Genomic DNA, 20,048 nt, shown 5'->3' with positions numbered 1-20,048 from the left:
CGGTCCGCCCGCGCCGCGAACGAACCTCTCGAACGTCCACATCGTTAAAAGGCGGCTGAAGCGAATGTCGCAAATCGCCTCGATGACCATTTTGGTGGCGATGGTCGGCCTTCGGACGGGTGCCCTGCTGGCCTTGTTCAAATTCCTGGCGACGAGTTTCGGCCCGGAGGGGTTCGGCCAGTTGAGCCAGATCATGGCGGTGGCCGCCGTCTTTTACATGATTGCCGGCGGTGGTCTGACCAACGGTATCGTCAGAAACGTCGCCGCCGCCCCCGACAGGGATAAAAGCGCGTCGTGGCTGAAGGCGGCGCTTCCGATCGTCGCGATATTCGCCGTAGCCCTTGCGGCGGCGGCGCTCGCCATTTGGCTGTGGGGATCGTCGTTCCTGTTTCCCGAACAGGATATGGGATATGTCCTGCTCGCTGTCGGCCTTGCTCAGATCGTCGTCGGAGCAGGCAATCTTGCCTTGGCCTATCTGAGTGGTATCGGCGCCATTCGCACCTTTGCTGCGGCCAATGCCGGCGGGACGATCGTCGCGACCGGACTGATCGCCGTCCTCGCGCTGACGACGGGTTTCCGGGGCGCCGCGGTGGGGGTCGCCTGCCTCGCCCTGGCGCCCGCGCTTCTCGGACTGGTCGCCTTCGGACGACATATGGACTGGAAAGTGGTGTGGGACGCCGCCTTCGTCCGACGCCAGATGGGTGAACTCCTTCAATACAGCGGCAGCATGTTTCTCGCCGCCGGTGCCGTGCCTCTGGCGCTCGTCTACATGCGCGCGGATCTGGCCGAGTCGATCGGATGGAAGCAGGTCGGTCTTTGGCAGTCGGTCGCCCGTATTTCGGATGCCTACATGCAGGTTTTCGGCGTTCTGTTCATGAACTATCTCCTGCCGCAGCTGGCCCGCCTGCCATTGGCGGCGCGGGGGCGGAGGTTGGGCGAGATCGCAATCGTCATCCTCGGATTGTTTCTTGTCGGCGCGGCGGTGTTTCTGGCCTTTTCCGACACGGTGCTGCGCCTGGCCTTTTCCAGCACCTTTCGCACCGCCAGCGTTTACGTGGCCCCGCAGTTGTTGGGCGACGGGCTGAAGCTGGGCGCTCTCGCATTCGTCTATTATTTCGTCGCGGTCGGACGGGCTTCGGTCCAGGCTGGCGCCGAGGTGCTGGTCGCGGTGGTCATGGTCGTCGCCTACGTCGTTCTGCTGCCAAGGCTCGGCGCGCTGACGCCGCTCGTCAGCTATGCGATCGCCAGCTCGGTCTTGCTGCTTGTCATGGCCGTGGTCTATACGCGGCATCGACTTCGCCAGCCCCGGCTCGCGGCACAAGATGGCGACCCGCCGCGGAAGGGGATGATGTAAATCCGCAGTTGGGGCGTCTGGGACCTCGGCCGCGCCTGCACCCGCGCGGATCGTCCACATGCATGGCCGCGCTCGCCCAACCGTTCCGGATCGCGCCGTGTGCCAATCCAGAACGAACCTGTACATGGACTCGTTGATGAAGATTTTGATGCTGTGCGTGCGTTACCCGCTAGGGCCGGGGGACAGCTATATGACAAGCGAGCTTGCCGACGCGCTCACCGCGGCTGGGCATGAGGTCACGGTCTTCGTCACCGACTGGGAGGCGCCTGGAGGTAAGGCGCTCCATGTTCGGGACGAAGCCGGTCGGCCCAAGGTCTACCGGACCGGTACGACCGCGGTTGCCGGCCTCGGCAAGATTATGGAGCGGGTTACGAAATGGATCGCCTCCCCTCTCGCGGCCGCGCGCACCATGCGCAAGACGCTCGGAGACGAGCGTTTCGATCTGGTCCTGGGGTTTACCCCATGCGTGACGATCGGCCCGCAGCTCGCTTGGCTCAGGCGCAATTACAACCCACCCAGCATGTTGTTCATACACGACTTCTTTCCCTATCATCACCGCTCGATCGGCCTCGTGCCGTCCGGACCGCCGTTTGCTATGGCACGGCGTCTCGAGGAGAACCTTATCCGCGGTTTCGACGTGATCGGCTGCAATTGGCCGTCCAACATCGACTATCTGCGATCCCACTATCGTCTCCGGCCGGAGCAGAAGACACTGTGGACACCCTTGTGGACCGACATCACCCCGGTTCCTCAAGAGGATTCGCAGGCGATCAGGGAAAAATGGAACCTGCCGCTCGATCGCCGGATCGTCGTCTATGGCGGCCAGATTACCGAAGGCCGCGGCATCCCGGAACTGCTTGCCGTGGCGCAACGGGCCGAACGGGAACGGCCCGATCTGGCGTTCCTGTTCGTCGGCTCCGGTCGCCTGACTGACCTCGTCACCAAGGCGGCCGGCGAACACGGCAACGTCCATCATATCGGCTGGGTGGAGCGGGACAACTATCTCCGTTTGATCCGCGCGTGCGACATCGGCATTCTCGCTACGGTCGAGGGAGTGGATTCCTCGTCGTTTCCCACCAAGGCCATTGACTATCTGCGCGCGGGTCTGCCAATCATCGCCGCGGTCGAGGCGGAGAGCGACCTTCGCTCGTTCCTCGATGAGTGGCGGATCGGCGACTCCATCGCCGCCGGCGATACCGATGCGCTCTACGCGGCCTTGATCCGGCAGGCCGACGCAGTTGCAACGACGACGCAGCCTCAGGACCAGGCGCGGAAATGTCTGGAGGAGGTCTTCGACGTCGGCCACATGGTGCGTCGAATCGAATCGGAATTCGCCGCTTCTGACCGAACTGCTTAGCGAAGAAAGCGATTACTGATGACGATTCTCGTTACGGGCGGCGCCGGATATATCGGCGGCCATATGGTTCTTGGGTTGCTCGACGCGGGCGAGGACGTGGTGGTCCTCGACAATATGACGAACGGCACGAGCCTTGCCGTGCAGGATAAGGCTCCGTTGATTGTCGGAGACATCGGCGACTACGAGACCGTGTCCTCCGTGCTGAGAACCCACGAGATCGAGGCGGTGATCCATTTCGCGGCGCAACTGATCACGCCCGATCTCTACGAGGATCCGCTGCAATACTATCTGGCGAACACCACAAAAAGCCGGACCCTTCTGGCGGCGGCAAGCGACCATGGCATTCGTCGCATTATCTTTTCGGGAACAGCGGCGGTTTACGGCGATCCCGAAGTCAATCCGGTTCCCGAGACCGCGCGGATCAACCCGATCTCTCCCTATGGAACATCCAAGCTGATCACCGAATACATGCTGCGCGATCTGTCGGCCGTCAGCGATCTGAATTACGTCACATTGCGGTACTTCAACGTGGCGGGAGCCGATCCACGCGGCCGATACGGGCAGTCGACGACGAAGACGACGCTGCTCGTGCAGATCGCCGCGCAAGCGGCGCTGGGTCTGAGACCGCGCATGGAAATATTCGGCGACGACTATCCGACGATCGACGGAACCTGCGTCAGGGACTACATTCATGTCACGGATCTCATCGACGCTCATCTGGCGGCACTGCGGCACTTGCGCGGCGGCGGCGATAACCTGACGCTGAACTGCGGCTACGGGCGCGGCTATTCGGTCAAGCAGATTCTCGAGATGGCGATGCAGGTCTCCGGCAACACGTTCGAGATCCATAAAGGGCCCCGTCGACGCGGCGACGCCGTCGAGGTCGTCGCCGACGCAAGCCGGATTCGCGAGGTGCTCGGATGGACGCCACGGTTCGACGACGTCGAAACCATCGTGTCCCACGCGGTGAACTGGGAAAAAACGCTGCAGCGGCGTCGTGAGTTCGACAGGCGGCTTTGATCGCGAAGACAGCCGGTCGACCTTGCGCGGGCGCTAGTGTTCAGTCGTGCCGGCGGCCGGCCAGGGCGCGGCGGGTCCTTTTTGTGCGTCCGGATAGACGCACCGCACTCTAGGCGCCTATCCACCGGGCCTTTGGACCAGCGCCCCACCCGCGTCGGTCAGCAAGAACGCCTCGCCGCAGGCCTTGGCGAGGGTCCGCACGCGCAAAATATAGCTCTGGCGCTCGGTGACCGAGATGACGCCCCGCGCGTCAAGCAGATTGAAGACGTGGGAAGCCTTGATGCACTGGTCGTAGGCCGGCAGCACGCATTTGTGGAGAAGACGGTTCTCGCTTGTCTGAGACGCTGCCGTGTCCAGCAGCGCCCCCGGGACGTAGGCGGGATCGGAGTGATCCGGCGCTCCAGCCTGCAACAGCGCCAGGCATTCTGCCTCGGCGTCGTCGAAATGCTTGAGCAGCATCGCCGTGTCGGCGAACTCGAAATTATAGCGCGAATATTCCTGCTCGGCCTGCAGGAAAACGTCGCCATAACTGACCTTTTCCTCGCCCTCGCGGCCGTTGAAATTGAGGTCGTAGACGTTGTCGACGTTCTGCACATACATGGCGAGGCGTTCGAGGCCGTAGGTCAGTTCGCCCGCCACCGGCGCACACTCGATGCCGCAGACCTGCTGGAAGTAGGTGAACTGCGACACCTCCATGCCATCGCACCAGCACTCCCAGCCGAGCCCCCAGGCGCCCAGCGTCGGGCTTTCCCAATCGTCTTCGACGAAGCGGATATCGTGCAGCAACGGGTCGATGCCGATCGCCTCCAGCGAGCCGAGATAGAGCTCCTGCAGGTTCGACGGGTTCGGCTTCAGGATCACCTGATACTGGTAATAATGCTGCAGCCGGTTGGGGTTTTCGCCATAACGCCCGTCCTTGGGCCGCCGCGAGGGCTGGACATAGGCCGCGTTCCACCGCTTTGGCCCGAGCGCCCGGAGCGTCGTCGCCGGATGGAAAGTGCCGGCGCCGACCTCCATGTCGTAGGGCTGCAGCACCACGCAGCCATAGTCGGCCCAGTAGCGGTGGAGCGTCAGGATCAGCGCCTGGAAGGAGCGGCGCGGGTCCATATGCGGGGCAAGGTCTGGCATGGAGCGAATTCCGGGTGGCGAGCCCGCGTGCGGGCGAAAACACAGCCGCAGGTGCCATGGCGGCGGCGGAGCGGTCAAGCCGTTCGCCCTCCGGCGCCGCCCGTCCGGTCAGGGCGTCAGGACCACCTTGACACATCCGTCCTTCTTGTCGCGAAACGTCTTGTAGAGGTCGGGTCCGTCTTCCAGGGAGCCGCGGTGGGTAATCATGAAGGTCGAATCGAACTGACCGTCCTGCACCCGGTTCAGCAGGTCGCCGGCCCATTTGTTCACGTGGGTCTGACCCATGCGGAAAGTGAGCGACTTGTTCATCGCGGCACCGAACGGGATCTTGTCGACCATCCCGCCATAGACGCCGGGCACCGAAATGATCCCGCCCGGACGGCAGACATAGATCATCTCGCGCAGGACGTGCGGCCGGTCCGTCTCGGCCATCACCGCCTGCTTGGCGCGGTCGTACAGGTGCTCAGCGCCGTACGGCGCGTGCGCTTCCATGCCGACGCAGTCGATGCATTTTTCCGGACCCTTGCCACCGGTGAGCTCGTTCAGCCGGTCCACCACGCTCTCTTCCTGGAAATTGATCGTGATCGCGCCCTTGCTCTGGGCCAATGCCAGCCGCTCCGGCACTTCGTCGATCATCACCACCTGCTTGGCGCCCTGGATGATCGCGCTCTGGAGGGCGAAGAGGCCGACCGGGCCGGCGCCCCATATCGCCACTGTGTCGGTCGGCTGGATGTCGCAGTTTTTCGCGCCCTGCCAGCCGGTCGGCAGGATATCGCCGAGGAACAGAACTTCCTCGTCGCTCATACCGTCCGGGATTTTCACCGGGCCGACATCCGCATACGGGACGCGGACAAATTCGGCCTGACCGCCCGAGTATCCCCCCGTCAGGTGGGAATAACCGTAGAGGCCGGCGGTGGTGTGGCCGAACATCTTGGCGGCGGTCTCGGCGTTGCGGTTGGTGCGTTCGCAGACGGAAAAATTTCCACGCCGGCACTGATCGCATTCCCCGCAGACGATGGTGAACGGCACGACAACGCGGTCGCCCACCTTCAGCTTGCGGTTCTCGCGGCCGACCTCCACGACCTCGCCCATGAACTCGTGGCCCACGATGTCGCCGGACTCCATGCCCGGCATGAAGCCATCATAAAAGTGCAGGTCCGATCCGCAGATCGCGCAGGCGGAGACCTTGATGATAGCATCGCGACCGTCCTCGATTTCGGGATCGGGCACGCTTTCGCAGCGCATATCGTGTTTGCCGTGCCAGGTGATGGCCTTCATGGATGCCTCCGCGGGGCTGAACGTCGGGTAACGATCATGCAATCCCTCAAGGAAGCCGAGAGTTCCTTAGGTGCGGCGCGCGAAGAAGTCAGGCAGCTATGCAAAAGGCGCCGCTTCCCCAGTAGCCGACGGCGCTGCATCTGCCGCGGAGGGTCAGTCCTTCTTGATGCGGTAGATCCCGTCATCGCCGCGCACCAGCGTGCCTTGCGCGCCGGTCTTCATTTCGGCTTCGGCACGGCGATTGCGCTCAGCCAGACGATCGGCGTCCCGCTTCATCTGCCTGTAGCCAAACAAGGCGGCGGCCCCGACGAGGCCAAGAAGAAGAAACTGCGGCATCTTCGACCATTCTCCTGAAGGTCCGGCGATTATGCGCGGCGGGGCGCGCCTCGGCAATAGAAAGGCGGTGCGCCGCGCGGTTCCCGCCGTCTTAAAGACCGAAGCGAGCCCACAGGGCGCGCTCCTCGGCGGTGCTCAATATTTCCGAGGCGAAGCCGGCGCCGATCGACGACAGCCCGGCACCCGCGACCATGTCGGCGCGAATGCCCGGCTGCTTGCGGCCGAACAGGCTGCGGCTCGCCTGGATCAACACCGGTTTGACCTTGTCCCCGAAGCGGGCGCGCAAGGTGCCGCGCAAATCGCCGATCTGATCCACAAGGCCGAGGTCGCGCCCGCGCCGTCCCGACCAGAACAGGCCGGAAAACAGGTCGTCGTCCTCGACCAGCCTGTTCCCGCGACTGTTCTTGACGAGATCGATGAAGGTCTGGTGGACCTCGCGTTGCAGCGCCTTCAGATGCTCGACGTCCTCGGCTTTTTCAGGCTGGAACGGGTCGAGCGTCGCCTTGCTGGTGCCGGCGGTATGCACCCGGCGCTCGATGCCGAGCTTGGCGATCGCCTCGACGAAGCCGAAGGAGCCGGAAACGACGCCGATCGAGCCGACAATGGAGGACGGGTCGGCGATGATCTCGTCGCCGGCGCAGGCGATCATGTAGCCGCCGGACGCCGCGACATCTTCGACGAAGATCAGAACCCGCTTGTCCTTCTCCTCGGCGAGATCGCGAATCCGCTGATGGATCAGCCGCGATTGCACGGGAGAGCCGCCGGGCGAGTTGACGACGATCGCCACCGCCGGCGCCTTCTTGTGGTCGAAGGCCTTTTGCAGGACCGGCGCGGCGGTTGCCAGCGACAGGGTCGGCCGCAGCGCGCTCTGCGAGGTCATGATCGCACCCGACAGCCGAACCACGGGGATCACGATCGCATCGGAGCGGAAGCGCTTGGGAAGGATTTTCTGGAGGGGATTCGCCAACGGAGCGCCTTTGCTGCTGGGACAAGATCAGGCTTGGCATGTAAGCGTGATCGGCCGCTTCGCAACGCGTCCACATGCGCCACCCGTCAAATCAAGGATCGAGCGAGAGGTGGGCCGTGCCGGCGGCGATTGCCTCGGCGAAAGGCTCCAAGCCGCCGTCGGGGGCATGCAGCGCGCGGCCGGGCAGCACCGTGAGGGGCGCGCGCGATCCCTTGCGCCCGGCCACCATCAGGCGAATCGCCGGTGCCGTGGGGCGTGAATGGATGGGTAGCCCGCATATTCCGCCGAGCCGGCCTTCGCTCGCCTGCAGCATCGCCGGCAGCGCGTCCGGCCGCACGATGGCGGTGAACAGGCCGCCATGGTCGAGCAGCGCGGCACAGGCACGCACCCAGCGCGGCAGGAAGTCGGCGTCGGCGACACTGAGGGCCTCGGCGCGCAGCGCATTGGGCGAGGCGCGGTGGCTGTGCGGATAAAACGGCGGATTGGTGAGAACATGCTGAAACGCACCGTCGCAAAGGCCGCTGGCCTCGCGCCCGGCGCGTCCGGCGAGGATGTCCGCCTCGACGACGCGCACGCGATCGCGATAGGGCGCGTTTTCGGGCAGGGCGAGCCCGCGTCGTGCGAGATCGACCATGGCCGGGCTCTTTTCGACCAGCGTCACCGCGACCCGTTCGGCCCGGCAGGCCGCGGCGAGGCCGACAACCCCTGCCCCGGCACCGATATCGGCAATGCTGCCCGTCGCCGACTCGGGAAGCGTGGCGGCCAGCAGCATCGCGTCGAGACCCGACCGGTAGCCGCCGCTCGCCGGTTGCAGCACCATGAACCGGCCGCGATAAAAGGCGTCGCGTCGGACCGGCGACGGGTTCGCGTCGTCGTCGACGGCGGAGGCCGGATCAGGACAGTTCATGGCCGAGTTCAGCGTCCTTGAGGATTCTGCGGGCCTGGTCGAGGTGATCGGGGTCGACCAGGATGCGGCGCGGCAGGACGCCGATCGACCCGTCGAGAATACTCATGTGGACATCGGCGACAAAATGCGGAATGTCCGCATCATTCAGGAGAGCGTCGACGAAGGATATGAGAACAGCGTCATTGGACCGCATCAGTTCTTGCATGATTTGCACCGCTTCGAAAAAAGGGACGACCGAAGCCGGGAGAAAGGTGAGGCCGCATGCGGGCCAACCGGATTATAGGTGCCCGAATTGCGCCCGTCATAGCAAGGGCCGGGGCGAATCGGACACGCGTTCTCCCGGCGTGGCGGGGCCGAGGCCTTTATATCGGCGGCGCCTACGCCATCTTCGGGATCGATGTTCGGCAATAGCCTCGCGGCCCGCGAGGGAAACCAACGGAGTGACATGGTGAGCTTGGCCAGCCCCGTCGGGCGGATTGATACCCGCGGCTCGATCGAACCGATCCTCGCGGTCACGGCGTCCGACATGACCCGCGTCAACGAGCTGATCCTTGCGATGGCCGGCTCGAATGTGGAGCTGATCCCCGAGATCGCCGAGCACCTGATCTCCTCCGGCGGCAAGCGGCTGCGGCCGATGCTGACGATCGCATCGGCGCTGGCGCACGGCTATGACGGCGACGCGCATGTGAAACTCGCCGCGAGCGTCGAGTTCATGCACACGGCAACGCTGCTCCATGACGATGTCGTCGACGAAAGCGATCTTCGGCGCGGCAAGAAGACCGCCCGCACGATCTGGGGCAACCAGGCCAGCGTTCTCGTCGGCGATTTCCTGCTCGGCCAGGCCTTCAAGATGATGGTCGAGGTCGGCTCGCTCGATGCGCTCGACATTTTGTCCACAGCGTCCGCCGTCATCGCCGAGGGCGAGGTCTGGCAGCTTTCGGCGGCCAAGCACATGACGACGAGCGAGGTCGATTATCTCGCGGTCGTCAACGCCAAGACTGCGGCGCTATTTTCCGCCGCAGCGGAGGTCGGCCCGGTCGTCGCCGGGGCCGGCGCGGCCGAACGCGAGGCGATGCGCCACTATGGACGCAATCTCGGCCTCGCCTTCCAATTGGTCGACGATGTGCTCGATTACGACGGATCCGCCACCGATCTCGGCAAGAACACCGGTGACGATTTTCGCGAAGGCAAGATCACCCTGCCGGTGATTCTCGCCTACCAGGCGGGCGGCGACGAGGAACGGACCTTCTGGCGCGACGCCATGGAAGGGGGCCGGAACGACGACGAGGCGCTGCAACGCGCCAAGGCGCTGATTCGCCGTCACGGCGCACTGGAAGCGACGATCGCCCGAGCCCGGCTCTACGGTGAAGCGGCGCACGAAGCCGCGACCTCGCTGCCTGCCACGCCAAGCCGCGACGCGCTGCTGGGCGTCGTCGCGTTTTGCATCGACCGCGTCAATTGAAAGGTGCGGACCGCCCTGTTCCACCGCTATCGCAACATAGCCGCAATCCCGACAATCTCTCGGTGCAACAAGAAAGCGCCTTTGCCTATTTGGCACCGCTTGGCTTCACCTCCATAGGTCACTGGACTAAGGTGAGCCAGGATTTCGGCAACAAGCCGCCGCGCATTGTCGCGGGCCGGCGCGGCCCGGAAAGAGGATTTTACGTGCAGACATCGCGCTTTCTGACGTTGCTGACAGCCACTGTCCTATTCGCCGCCACGGCGGCCCCGGCCGCGCACGCCGCGGGAACCGCCGGAGACGGAGCGAAGGCGAGACCGACCTTGGCCCGTGCCCAGTCCCTCTCGGGCGCCTATCTCGCCGCCAAATCCGCGCAGCGCGACGGCGACCTCGAGGCCGCCACCGATTTCTTCGCGCAGGCCCTGTCGATGGACCCGACCTCCAACCTGTTGCGGCAGGATGCGATGTTCGCCTTTCTAGCCGACGGTCGCTTCAAGGACGGCGTCGATATGGCCGCGAAGCTGCGCGACGCGCCGGAGGCCAGCAAGGTCGCGCGCATGGCACTGGGTATTGATGCCTTGGGGCGGGGAAATTTCGATGCCGCCATCGCCGAATTCGACCTGCCTAATCCGAGCGATCTCGACTCGCTGCTCATCGGCCAGTTGATCGCCTGGGCGGAACTTGGCGCCGGACGGATCGATGCCGCCCTGTCCCGTCTCGACGGTCTGGACGGGGCGCCGTGGTTCGCGATCTTCAATGATTACCAGAAGGGCCTCATCGCCGACGTTGCCGGGCGCTCGGAAGTCGCCCGCGCCGCGCTTCGCAAGGTCGTCGACGACCAGGAATCGGCCCGGACCTCACCGGACGCCTATCTCGCGGCTTCCGAAGCACTTGCGCGGCTGGAAACGCGCGCCCGCAACACCGACGCCGCGCTTGAGGCGATCGAGGCCGGGCTGAAACTCGTGCCGACCTACGATCCGCTGCTGCATCTCAAGGGACGCGTCGAGAAGGGCGAGACGATCGAGCCTGCCGTCGCCACTGTTCAGGAAGGTGCCGCCGAAACGCTCTACATTCTCGGCCAAGCGATCAATCGGGGCGATGGCCAGCAGGTCGCGCTCTTGTATTTTCAGCTGGCCCGCGCCGTCGCGCCCCGCAATCCGGCGCTACTGACCGCCCTGGCCGGCATCGCCGAGCGCTCCGAACGGCTGGATCTGGCGATTTCCTACTATCGGGAAATTCCGGAAAACTCGGCCTATCGGCGCACCGCCGAACTGCAGATCGGCCTCGACCTTTGGTATGCCGAGCGCAAGGATGAGGCCAAGGCCCACCTGACCCGGGCCGTGCGCGACTATCCGGACGACATCAAGGCCTATACCGCTCTCGCCGACGTCCTTGCTGCCGACAAGGACTATGCAAAGGCCGCCGAGGCCCTGAACAAGGCGATCGCTCTTTCCGAACCCGGACAGACGGCGAACTGGAACCTCTATTACCAGCGCGGCATCGCCTTTGAACGGACCAAGCAGTGGGACAAGGCTGAGGCCGACTTCAAGACGGCGCTGGTGCTCTCGCCGAACCAGCCGCAGGTCCTGAACTATCTCGGCTATTCCTGGGTCGACATGAACGAGAACCTGAAGGAGGGTCTCGACATGATCAAGAAGGCCGTCGAGTTGCGGCCGAACGACGGCTACATCATCGATTCGCTCGGCTGGGCCTATTTCCGCCTCGGCCGGTTCGAGGAGGCCGTCGAGCAACTCGAACGCGCGGTGCTGATCACGCCGATGGATCCGACCATCAACGACCATCTCGGCGACGCCTATTGGCGGGTCGGCCGCACGCGGGAAGCGCGTTTCCAGTGGGAGCGTGCCCTCGTCGGCGAGCCAAAGCCGGAGCAAGAGGCTGCCCGGACCATCCGCGCCAAGCTGGCAAGAGGCCTCGATCCGGCGGATGTGAAAGCCAAGGCACCCGCCGGCGACACGGCGACGAATACCGAGCGGGCGGCCCGCAACAACACCGCGAGCGACCCTGTCAAGGCGCTCGGCTCCGATACCAAGGCCGATTGAGCCCGAGCGCCGGTTCTTGCCACCTCTCGCCATACCGCCGATCCGGCTGCTCGCCCCGGCGAAGATCAATCTGGCCCTGCATGTCGTCGGACGCCGCGCAGACGGCTATCACTGCCTTGAAAGTCTGGTTGTCTTCGCTGCCGATATCGGCGACCGCATCACGGTCGCCCTATCTCCGGAGGCGGAAGACCGGCTGGAGTTCGGTGGCCCTTTCACGGCCGATGTGCCGGCTGGCGCCGACAACATTCTGCTGCGCGCCGCTGGCTTCGCCCGGACGTTGCTGGCCGAACGGGGCGTTGCGCTGCCGCCGCTGGCAATCCACCTCGACAAGCAGCTTCCGGTCGCCGCCGGCATCGGCGGCGGATCGGCGGATGCGGCGGCGCTTCTTCGGATGATCGCGGATCGCGTGCCCGACGCGGCGAAGCGCCTCGCCCGCGAATCGATCGCGCTCGGCGCCGACGTGCCGATGTGCCTCGACGGACGCGCCGCGCTGATCACCGGAATCGGCGAAACCGTGTCGCCGCTGGCGGGTCTCCCCTCCCTGCCCCTGCTCATGGTGAACCCGCGCGCGCCGGTGTCGACCGCCGCGGTGTTCGCGCGGCTACCACGTTGCGACAACCCGGCCCTGCCGCCGTTGCCGCCGGGCGGATTCCGCGATATTGCGGCGCTCGCCGCATGGCTTTCGCAGACCCGCAACGATCTAGAGCCGACGGCGGTAGACATGGTTCCGACGATCGACGACGTGCGCCAACGGCTTATCGACGAAGGGGCCCGCTTCGCCCGCATGTCCGGCTCCGGCGCGACCGTCCTCGGCCTCTTCGAGGACGAGGACCACATGCGAAGGGCGGGAAACCGGATAAAGGCCGCCAATCCCGGCTGGTGGGTGTCGGGAACGAATTGAGATGAGGATTTGCACGACATGAGCACGGACAAACCCTTCATTCCGCTGTCGATCGCGGTTCTGACCGTCTCCGATACGCGGCGCATCGAGGACGACAAGTCCGGTTCTGTGCTCGTCGCGCGGCTTGAAGAGGCCGGCCATAGGCTCGCCGACCGCAAGATCGTCCGCGATGAGGTCGAGGAAATCCGCAACGTCGTCACCGCCTGGTGCGAACGTGACGATGTCGACGTCGTCATCACCACCGGCGGCACGGGTTTCACCGGCCGCGACGTCACGCCGGAAGCTCTGGAGCCGCTGTTCGAAAAGCGCATGGACGGCTTTTCCGCCGTTTTTCACCGGATTTCCTACGACAAGATCGGGGTGTCGACGATCCAGTCCCGTGCCACTGGCGGGGTCATCGCCGCCACCTTCGTCTTCGTTCTTCCCGGCTCACCGGGCGCCTGTCGCGACGGCTGGGATCATATTCTCAAGGCGCAACTCGATTACCGGCAGAAGCCGTGCAATTTCGTCGAGATCATGCCCCGGCTCGACGAGCATCTGCGCCGCGGCGCTGGCGGCAACGCCTGATACGACTGCGGATTCGCCTGAAACCTACTTTGCCCGGAGCGCGGGCCTGATCTCCACGGCCAGACGCTCTACTGCGACGCCCTTGGCGACCTCCTCGAGATTGAAGGCGAGCCTGGACAGGCCGATCGCCTGCGGCTTTTGCACCAGAAAGCCCTCCGCGAGCGCCGTGCGGATCTGCCGGAACCGCTGCAGGAAGCTCGGCCGGTCCATCCGCGCCCGACGAAACCGCGCCGCCGGGATCTTCGCGGTCCCCCGCGCCACTTCGTCGGCATGTTCCACCACGGCGCCGATCCATCCCGGCAGTAGCCGGGCACCGGGCTCCATCAGCAACAGCCAGTCGCCCTTGGCCGTCTCGATCGCGGCGCGGAACTCCTTCTCCGTGACCACCCGGCAGCCGGCATGATCGGCAACCCGATGCGCCTCCGGCCCCATTCCCCGATCGACCAGCACCACCTCGCGAACGACGCCCTCGACCGCGCCCGGAATGAGCGTGGCGAGACTCGCCGCAAGCTGTCTGTCGTCCGGTCCGCAATCCATCAACACGCTCAGCATATCCCCGCTTAGCCGAGCCTGTTCCCAAAAACCAGCGGCGGAACCTTTTTGTTCTTGTATTGTTCCTTTTTCCGGATTAGGACTCTATTCATACATCGACAGAGAGAGCCGGAAGGTTCACACCATGCAGGACATCAAGAGCGCCGATCGCGCGGCTTTCGCCGCCCCTGATGGCGTCGACATCGCCAATCACATCATCGCCGAATCGGGTCTGCGGGTCGGCTTCGAGCGGCGGCGCGGGCGTGGCGCGGCAATCAACCCCAGCGGTCGCTACGAGCCCTTCGCGCGCAGCGTCGTCGACGACGGGTGGAACAGCCTCGACGATCTTCCGGCGTTCAAGACCGACGTCCAGGTCGAAAAACCCAAAACGATCATCACCCGCAACAGTTCGCCGGACATTTCGTTCGACCGTTCGGTGAATCCGTATCGGGGCTGCGAGCACGGCTGCGTCTACTGCTTCGCCCGGCCGACCCACGCCTATATGGGGCTCTCCGCAGGGCTCGACTTCGAATCCCGGCTGTTTGCCAAGCCGAATGCCGCCGAGCTTCTGGAAAGAGAGCTTTCCAAGCCGGGCTATGAGGTAAAATCCATCGCCATCGGCACCAACACCGACCCCTATCAGCCGGTCGAGAAGACCTGGCGGATCATGCGCGAGATTCTCGAAGTGCTGGAAGCGGCCAACCATCCGGTTGGGATCGTCACCAAGTCGGCGCTCGTCCTGCGCGACATCGACATTCTCCAGCGCATGGCGACCAAGGGATTGGCCAAGGTCGCCCTGTCGGTGACGACCCTCGACCGGACCCTTGCCAGGGCGATGGAGCCGCGCGCGGCGACGCCGGCCAAGCGGCTGGAGGCGATCAAGACGCTCAGCGCAGCCGGCATTCCGACGATGGCGATGATGGCACCGATCATTCCCGGCCTGACCGATTCGGAAATCGAACGGGTGCTCGAATCGGTCAGCACCGCCGGCGCCCGCGAGGTCGGCTACGTGCTCTTGCGCCTGCCGCTCGAAGTCTCGCCGCTGTTCAAGGAATGGCTGCTGCGCCACTACCCCAACCGTTATCGTCAGGTCCTGTCCCTGCTGCGCTCCATGCGCGACGGCAAGGACTACGACGCCGAATGGAACAAGCGGATGCGCGGCACCGGCCCCTATGCGTTCCAGATTCGGCGGCGCTTCGAAATGACGGCCCGGCGGTTGGGCCTCAACGAAACGCGCACCGAACTCAGATGCGACCGGTTCACGCCGCCGAAGGGGGCCGGCGTCCAACTGGCGCTGCTCTGATCCCACCCCGGGGAAGACTTTTCCCCGCTCGATCGTCTGGCCGCCAGCCCCTCGCGGTCCGGCGCACTCGCCGGTTCTTCCCCCGGGACGCGGCGAGACTTGTGGAGAATCGGAGAATGCGCGAGTCTTGCCGCATCATGGCTCGCCGTTCCTCCGATTCTCCCGTTCTTTCCAAACCCGCAGGGCGCCGCAAGGCCGCGATGCGGGCCGGACCGGACTTTGTCCGGGAGACGGTTCTGATCGGCAGCGGCTTGCGGCGCATCGCCGGCATCGACGAGGCGGGCCGCGGCCCCCTGGCAGGTCCCGTGGTCGCCGCGGCCGTCGTTCTCGACCGCAACCGGTTGCCGGACGGCCTCGACGATTCCAAGAAGCTGGATGCCGCCCAGCGCGAGCGTCTGTTCGTCGAAGTTCTCGCATCGGCCCAAGTCGGCATCGCTTCGGCGAGCGCTGCGGAGATCGACCGCTTCAACATTCGCGGTGCGACGCTGATCGCCATGCGGCGGGCGCTGCACGCGCTGCCTCAGGCGCCCTGCCATGTTCTCGTCGACGGCCGCGACATACCGCCGCTGCTGCGCTGCCCCGGCACCGCAGTGATCTCCGGCGACGCGCTGTCGCTGTCTATCGCGGCGGCCTCGATCGTCGCGAAGGTCACCCGCGACCGGATCATGCGCCGCGCCTGCCGGGCCTACGCAGGCTATGGCTTCTCCCGCCACATGGGCTACGGCACGCCCGAGCATCTCGCGGCGATCGTCCGCCTCGGCCCAAGCCCGCTCCACCGGATGAGCTTCCGGCCCTTACGCGCCGATCTTCTGGACGCCGCCGAATAGAGTCTCGGTCCGGTCGCGGAAGACTGTCCGCAACGAAAAAGGGCCGCCAATGGCGACCCTTTGTCAAAATTTTTTTTACGCGCCGCCGGTCGCCGGTTTCGCAGTGGCGGTCAGTTCAAGCGCTTGCGGACTTCGCCGATCGATTCGTCGATGAAACGGCCGGCCTCACTTCCCGAATTGCGATCCGCCAGCACCTTGGCGGCCGCAGCGACAGCCAGATTGACGGCTGCTGCCCGCACCTCGGCCAGGGCGTCGCCTTCGGCCTGGGCGATCTTGGTTTCCGCCATGGCCGTGCGCCGGGCCACATATTCCTCGTTCTTGCGATTGGCGTCCTCGAGCAACAGCGCCGCTTCGCGCTTGGCGGCGGCGACGATGTCCTTGGCTTCCTGCTCGGCCTCCTGACGACGGCGCTGATATTCGGCCAGCTGCTGCTTGGCCTCCTCCTTCAGCTCCCGTGCTTCCTCGATCTCGTTGCGGATCCGCGCGGCCCGCTCGTCCAGCGACTTGCCGACCTTGGCGGGCGTTTTGAGATACCAGACGATTCCCAGAAAGATGACGAGCGCAACGAAAGCCCAGAATGAATTGTCCATCGTCGTCTCCTCAACTCCGGACGGCCGTCACGGCGCCGGCCATCTCTTCACGCGAGACCTCGAGCTGCGCAACCTCGCGCAGGATGGTCTCGGCGGTTTCCTCGGCGATCGTGCTGACATCCTTCATCGCCTCGGCCTTGATCTCGGCGATGCGCGCCTGGGCCGCTTCGAGCTTTTCGTCCAGCTGGCCGTCGAGGCGCTTGCGCTCCCGCTCGGCGTCTTCGCGTGCCGAATCGCGCGCGTCATGGGCGATCTTGTGGGAGCGATCGCGTGCCTCCGCCAGTTCCTGCTCGTAGGCTGCCTGGGCTTCGTCCGCATCGGATTTCATCCGCTCGGCGGCTTCGAGATCGAGCGCGATCCGATCCCGCCGGTTTTCCAGCACGCCCGCGATCCGCGGCAGAATCACCTTCTGCAGAATCAGGTAGAAGACGCCGAAGGTGATCGCGAGCCAGAGCAGCTGCGAGGCAAAGAATTCGCTGTTGAAGGGCGGGAAAACGCCTTCGTGTTCGCCTTCGATGGCGATCGTCTCACCATGTGCGGCAGCCGTATCGCTGGCCGGCGGCAGATCGATGGCGTCAGGATTTTCAGTCTGCGCCAAGGCTTGACTTACGAACATCGGTGGCTCCGGCAAAGCGGACCGGCGGCAGGATTTGCCGCCGGTCGTCTCGTCTCAAATTGGCGAATGCCGATCAGACGGCGAACAGCAGCAGAAGCGCGACCAGCAGCGCAAAGATGCCGAGCGCTTCCGTCACCGCGAAGCCGAAGATCAGGCGGCCGAACTGGCCGTCGGCGGCTGACGGATTGCGCAGCGCGCCCGCCAGATACTGACCGAAGATGGTGCCGAGGCCGATAGCCGCGCCGCCCATGCCGAGCGTTGCAAGACCGGCGCCGATGAACTTTGCTGCGTCCGCTTCCATGTCGAAACTCCTTTGAAATTGTCCGATTGCGGTGGATGTCGGCGGCCTCGCGGGCCACCATGGGTTTATTTTAAGGCCCGTTCTCAGTGGCCCGGATGGATCGCGTCGTTCAGATACATGCAGGTCAGAACGGCGAAGACGTAGGCCTGCAGCGCGGCGACCAGGAATTCGAGCGCCGTTAGTGCCACAGCCATGGCCAGCGGCAGGATCGAACTGGCGATCCCGAGCGCGCCGAAGGCGCTCAGCGACACGACGAATCCGGCAAACACCTTCAGCGTGATGTGGCCCGCCAGCATGTTGGCGAAGAGACGAACCGAGAGCGAAACCGGCCGGGACAGAAACGAGATCACCTCGATCATCACCACCAGCGGTAACAAGACCCCAGGCACGCCCTCCGGCACGAAGAGTTTGAAGAAGCCCAGCCCGTGCTTCATGAAGCCGTAGACGACGACCACGCCCATCACCAGCATCGCAAGGGCGAATGTCACGATCAGATGGCTGGTCACCGTCAGGAAATACGGAAACATGCCAAGAAGATTCGCGACCAGAATGAACATGAAGAGCGAGAACACGAACGGGAAGAACTTCATCCCCCCAGTTCCCGCCGCGTCACGCAGCATATTGGCGACGAACTCGTAGGAGAGCTCCGTCACCGACTGCACACGGCTCGGCACCAAGCCGCGACCACGCGTCGAATAATACAGGAAGGCCGTCGTGACCGCGACGGTCAGCACCATGAACAGCGCCGAATTGGTGAACGAGAAATCCAGATTGCCGATCTCGATCGGAACAATCTTGGAAATCTGAAACTGGTGGATCGGATCGGTCGGATCGGTTTCCAAGCTCTCGGGCCCTTCATCAACTCATAGCGTGGCCCGGCGTGGGCCGCCATGCCCATAGCGTCCCGAACCGCGCTTCGCAACTCCCCCGACGCGAGTTTGCGACGCACGGACTCTCCCGCGGGGCGATCTTTCAGAGCTGACCGGGGTCGTCGGGGGAGCTGTTGCCGGAAATCCCCCGGATCACGTTCAAGACGCCGGCGGCGAATCCGAGCAGCAGAAACACGATGAGACCGAAGGGGCTGGTGCCGGCGAGCTGGTCGATGAAATACCCGGTCGCCGCCCCGACGATGATGCCGGCGACGAACTCGCTGGCGACCTTGAGGCCCTGGGCGGCTCCCCGCATGCCCTGGGAGCGGTTCGCCGGCTCACGATTTTCGGGCAGGCGCCGGCGCTGTTCGGCCAGTCGCTTCGCCAGCGTGTCGCGTCGCGCCGACCACTCGGCATCCTCGCCGGAAGACGCTGTCTCTGGCTCGACGCCGTTCGAATCGCGTTCCGATGGCATTGGCAGTCCCCAGTTTTCGGTCAGGCTTGCTCTTCGGCCCGTGCCGCATGCTTGACGGGTTTCGATCCATTCCGACTCGCGACGAGACTCGCGATCGTTGTGATGGCGAGAATGGAAACGATGATCCCCAGCGACAGCCAGGTCGAGATGTGAGGTACCGCCTCGATGCCTTCGCCGCCATTGATGAAGGGCAGCGTGTTCTTCTCCATGGCATGGAAGATCAGCTTGACGCCGATGAAGGCAAGGATCAGCGCCAGGCCGGTCCCGAGATAGACGAGCCGATCGAGCAGACTGCCAATCAGGAAATAGAGTTGCAAAAGCCCGAGCAGCGCGAAGGCGTTGGCCGTGAAGACGATATAGGGCTCCTCGGTCAGACCGTAGATCGCGGGGATGGAATCCAGCGCAAACAGGAGGTCGGTCACGCCGAGCGCGACGATGACGACGAACATCGGCGTGACCAGCAGCCGCCCCTTCTCGCGGACGACGAGGGCGGCGCGCCGGTAGTCGTCGGTGACCGGGAGTCGCCGCTCGATGAAATGGACGAGAGCGTTGGGCTCATAGTCCTCTCCCTGAACATGGCTGCCGGTCAGACTCTCCTTGGCGAGGGTATAGGCGGTCCACAAGAGAAAAATCCCGAAGAGATAGAATACCCAGGAAAACTGGTCGATCGCGGCCCCGCCGATCGCGATGAAGATGCCGCGCATGACAAGTGCGATCACGATGCCGATCAGAAGCGCCTTCTGCTGGAAGTTTGCCGGCACCTGAAACTTCGCCATGATGATGACAAAGACGAACAGATTGTCGACCGAAAGGCTTTTTTCGGTGATGTAGCCGGCCAGATATTCAACGCCGTGGTCGTGCCCCCACACCCACCACAGCCCCGCGCCGAACAGAAGCGCGACGACGATGTAGAAGGTCGACCAAACACCCGCTTCCTTGAGCGAGGGATGGTGGAGCTTGCGGACGTGGACCAGAAAATCGAACAGGAACAGAGCGGCGATCCCTCCGATCGTCGCCAGCCACACCCACATCGGCACATCCATGCCATCACCTCTGGCAACCGGCCTAGGCCGTAAACGATAAAGGACGCCTGCTTGGCGTTGGACCGGCTCGCTCTCGACAAGACATGATGGCCGAAGCCGTTCGCCCGTCGAATTCGGGACAGGCCCAGCCAAGCACGCCCCCGGAACTCCGCCAGGTCA

22 protein-coding genes are annotated in these 20,048 nt (G+C 64.5%); 9 read left to right on the top strand and 13 right to left on the bottom strand.

Features of this window, described 5'->3' with window-relative positions; translation table 11 throughout:
* Positions 1-64 precede the first annotated feature (64 nt).
* From ING15_RS15660 to galE, 3 genes are all read left to right on the top strand, one after another.
* A complete protein-coding gene (locus ING15_RS15660; RefSeq protein ID WP_206455773.1) occupies positions 65-1,354 on the top strand; it encodes an MATE family efflux transporter in 1,290 nt (429 codons plus the stop codon).
* A gap of 136 nt (positions 1,355-1,490) precedes the next feature.
* The gene (locus ING15_RS15655; protein ID WP_206455772.1) at positions 1,491-2,711 is read left to right on the top strand and encodes a glycosyltransferase family 4 protein; all 1,221 of its coding nucleotides are present in this window, start codon (positions 1,491-1,493) and stop codon (positions 2,709-2,711) included.
* 18 nt (positions 2,712-2,729) lie between these two features.
* Positions 2,730-3,731 (top strand): UDP-glucose 4-epimerase GalE, encoded by a 1,002-nt coding sequence (gene galE, locus ING15_RS15650; protein WP_206455771.1) that lies wholly within the window; start codon positions 2,730-2,732, stop codon positions 3,729-3,731.
* Between the two features lie 117 nt (positions 3,732-3,848).
* Here galE and ING15_RS15645 read toward each other — a convergent pair whose 3' ends face one another.
* The 6 genes from ING15_RS15645 to ING15_RS15620 all read right to left on the bottom strand — a co-directional run bounded on the left by ING15_RS15645 (position 3,849) and on the right by ING15_RS15620 (position 8,552).
* On the bottom strand, positions 3,849-4,859 hold the full coding sequence (locus ING15_RS15645; RefSeq protein WP_206455770.1) for a glycine--tRNA ligase subunit alpha: 1,011 nt from the start codon (positions 4,857-4,859) through the stop codon (positions 3,849-3,851).
* A gap of 108 nt (positions 4,860-4,967) precedes the next feature.
* On the bottom strand, positions 4,968-6,137 hold the full coding sequence (locus tag ING15_RS15640; protein WP_206455769.1) for a zinc-dependent alcohol dehydrogenase: 1,170 nt from the start codon (positions 6,135-6,137) through the stop codon (positions 4,968-4,970).
* 153 nt (positions 6,138-6,290) lie between these two features.
* The gene (locus ING15_RS15635; RefSeq protein WP_206455768.1) at positions 6,291-6,473 is read right to left on the bottom strand and encodes a hypothetical protein; all 183 of its coding nucleotides are present in this window, start codon (positions 6,471-6,473) and stop codon (positions 6,291-6,293) included.
* A gap of 91 nt (positions 6,474-6,564) precedes the next feature.
* Positions 6,565-7,440, bottom strand: a complete 876-nt coding sequence (locus ING15_RS15630; protein ID WP_206455767.1) for a S49 family peptidase — start codon at positions 7,438-7,440, stop codon at positions 6,565-6,567.
* A 91-nt stretch (positions 7,441-7,531) separates the two neighbouring features.
* Complete coding sequence (locus tag ING15_RS15625) at positions 7,532-8,347, bottom strand: tRNA1(Val) (adenine(37)-N6)-methyltransferase (RefSeq protein WP_206455766.1); 816 nt, start codon at positions 8,345-8,347, stop codon at positions 7,532-7,534.
* Positions 8,334-8,552: a putative signal transducing protein gene (locus ING15_RS15620; RefSeq protein WP_206455765.1), complete on the bottom strand. Its 219-nt coding sequence runs from the start codon at positions 8,550-8,552 to the stop codon at positions 8,334-8,336. Before ING15_RS15620 ends, ING15_RS15625 begins: the two co-directional genes overlap by 14 nt.
* Positions 8,553-8,792: 240 nt before the next feature.
* On the opposite strand from ING15_RS15620, the gene ING15_RS15615 reads away from it, so the two are divergent.
* From ING15_RS15615 to moaB, 4 genes are all read left to right on the top strand, one after another.
* Positions 8,793-9,809 (top strand): polyprenyl synthetase family protein, encoded by a 1,017-nt coding sequence (locus ING15_RS15615; RefSeq protein WP_206455764.1) that lies wholly within the window; start codon positions 8,793-8,795, stop codon positions 9,807-9,809.
* A gap of 131 nt (positions 9,810-9,940) precedes the next feature.
* Positions 9,941-11,866, top strand: coding sequence for a tetratricopeptide repeat protein (locus tag ING15_RS15610; protein ID WP_332873844.1), 1,926 nt, complete (start codon positions 9,941-9,943; stop codon positions 11,864-11,866).
* Between the two features lie 16 nt (positions 11,867-11,882).
* Entirely contained in the window at positions 11,883-12,767 is an 885-nt protein-coding gene (locus ING15_RS15605) for a 4-(cytidine 5'-diphospho)-2-C-methyl-D-erythritol kinase (protein WP_206455763.1), read from the top strand.
* An 18-nt stretch (positions 12,768-12,785) separates the two neighbouring features.
* The gene (gene moaB / locus ING15_RS15600; protein WP_206455762.1) at positions 12,786-13,334 is read left to right on the top strand and encodes a molybdenum cofactor biosynthesis protein B; all 549 of its coding nucleotides are present in this window, start codon (positions 12,786-12,788) and stop codon (positions 13,332-13,334) included.
* 24 nt (positions 13,335-13,358) lie between these two features.
* Here moaB and ING15_RS15595 read toward each other — a convergent pair whose 3' ends face one another.
* The gene (locus tag ING15_RS15595) at positions 13,359-13,886 is read right to left on the bottom strand and encodes a glycosyltransferase family 2 protein (protein WP_206455761.1); all 528 of its coding nucleotides are present in this window, start codon (positions 13,884-13,886) and stop codon (positions 13,359-13,361) included.
* Positions 13,887-14,010: 124 nt separating this feature from the next.
* On the opposite strand from ING15_RS15595, the gene ING15_RS15590 reads away from it, so the two are divergent.
* Positions 14,011-15,168, top strand: a complete 1,158-nt coding sequence (locus ING15_RS15590; RefSeq protein ID WP_206455760.1) for a PA0069 family radical SAM protein — start codon at positions 14,011-14,013, stop codon at positions 15,166-15,168.
* Between the two features lie 116 nt (positions 15,169-15,284).
* Complete coding sequence (locus tag ING15_RS15585) at positions 15,285-15,995, top strand: ribonuclease HII (protein ID WP_232845808.1); 711 nt, start codon at positions 15,285-15,287, stop codon at positions 15,993-15,995.
* Positions 15,996-16,105: 110 nt separating this feature from the next.
* Here ING15_RS15585 and ING15_RS15580 read toward each other — a convergent pair whose 3' ends face one another.
* The 6 genes from ING15_RS15580 to ING15_RS15555 all read right to left on the bottom strand — a co-directional run bounded on the left by ING15_RS15580 (position 16,106) and on the right by ING15_RS15555 (position 19,877).
* Positions 16,106-16,585 (bottom strand): F0F1 ATP synthase subunit B, encoded by a 480-nt coding sequence (locus ING15_RS15580; RefSeq protein WP_206455759.1) that lies wholly within the window; start codon positions 16,583-16,585, stop codon positions 16,106-16,108.
* A 10-nt stretch (positions 16,586-16,595) separates the two neighbouring features.
* A complete protein-coding gene (locus ING15_RS15575; protein WP_206455758.1) occupies positions 16,596-17,201 on the bottom strand; it encodes a F0F1 ATP synthase subunit B in 606 nt (201 codons plus the stop codon).
* A gap of 73 nt (positions 17,202-17,274) precedes the next feature.
* A complete protein-coding gene (locus ING15_RS15570) occupies positions 17,275-17,502 on the bottom strand; it encodes a F0F1 ATP synthase subunit C (RefSeq protein ID WP_206455757.1) in 228 nt (75 codons plus the stop codon).
* An 83-nt stretch (positions 17,503-17,585) separates the two neighbouring features.
* Entirely contained in the window at positions 17,586-18,344 is a 759-nt protein-coding gene (locus ING15_RS15565; RefSeq protein ID WP_206455756.1) for a F0F1 ATP synthase subunit A, read from the bottom strand.
* Between the two features lie 130 nt (positions 18,345-18,474).
* Positions 18,475-18,846, bottom strand: coding sequence for an AtpZ/AtpI family protein (locus tag ING15_RS15560; RefSeq protein ID WP_206455755.1), 372 nt, complete (start codon positions 18,844-18,846; stop codon positions 18,475-18,477).
* A gap of 20 nt (positions 18,847-18,866) precedes the next feature.
* Positions 18,867-19,877, bottom strand: coding sequence for a TerC/Alx family metal homeostasis membrane protein (locus tag ING15_RS15555; RefSeq protein WP_232845807.1), 1,011 nt, complete (start codon positions 19,875-19,877; stop codon positions 18,867-18,869).
* Between the last annotated feature and the right edge of the window lie 171 nt (positions 19,878-20,048).

The organism is Aurantimonas marina (assembly GCF_017183135.1).
Classification (GTDB): Bacteria; Pseudomonadota; Alphaproteobacteria; order Rhizobiales; family Rhizobiaceae; genus Aurantimonas; species Aurantimonas marina.
This window is presented reverse-complemented; position numbering and strand designations above follow the sequence as displayed.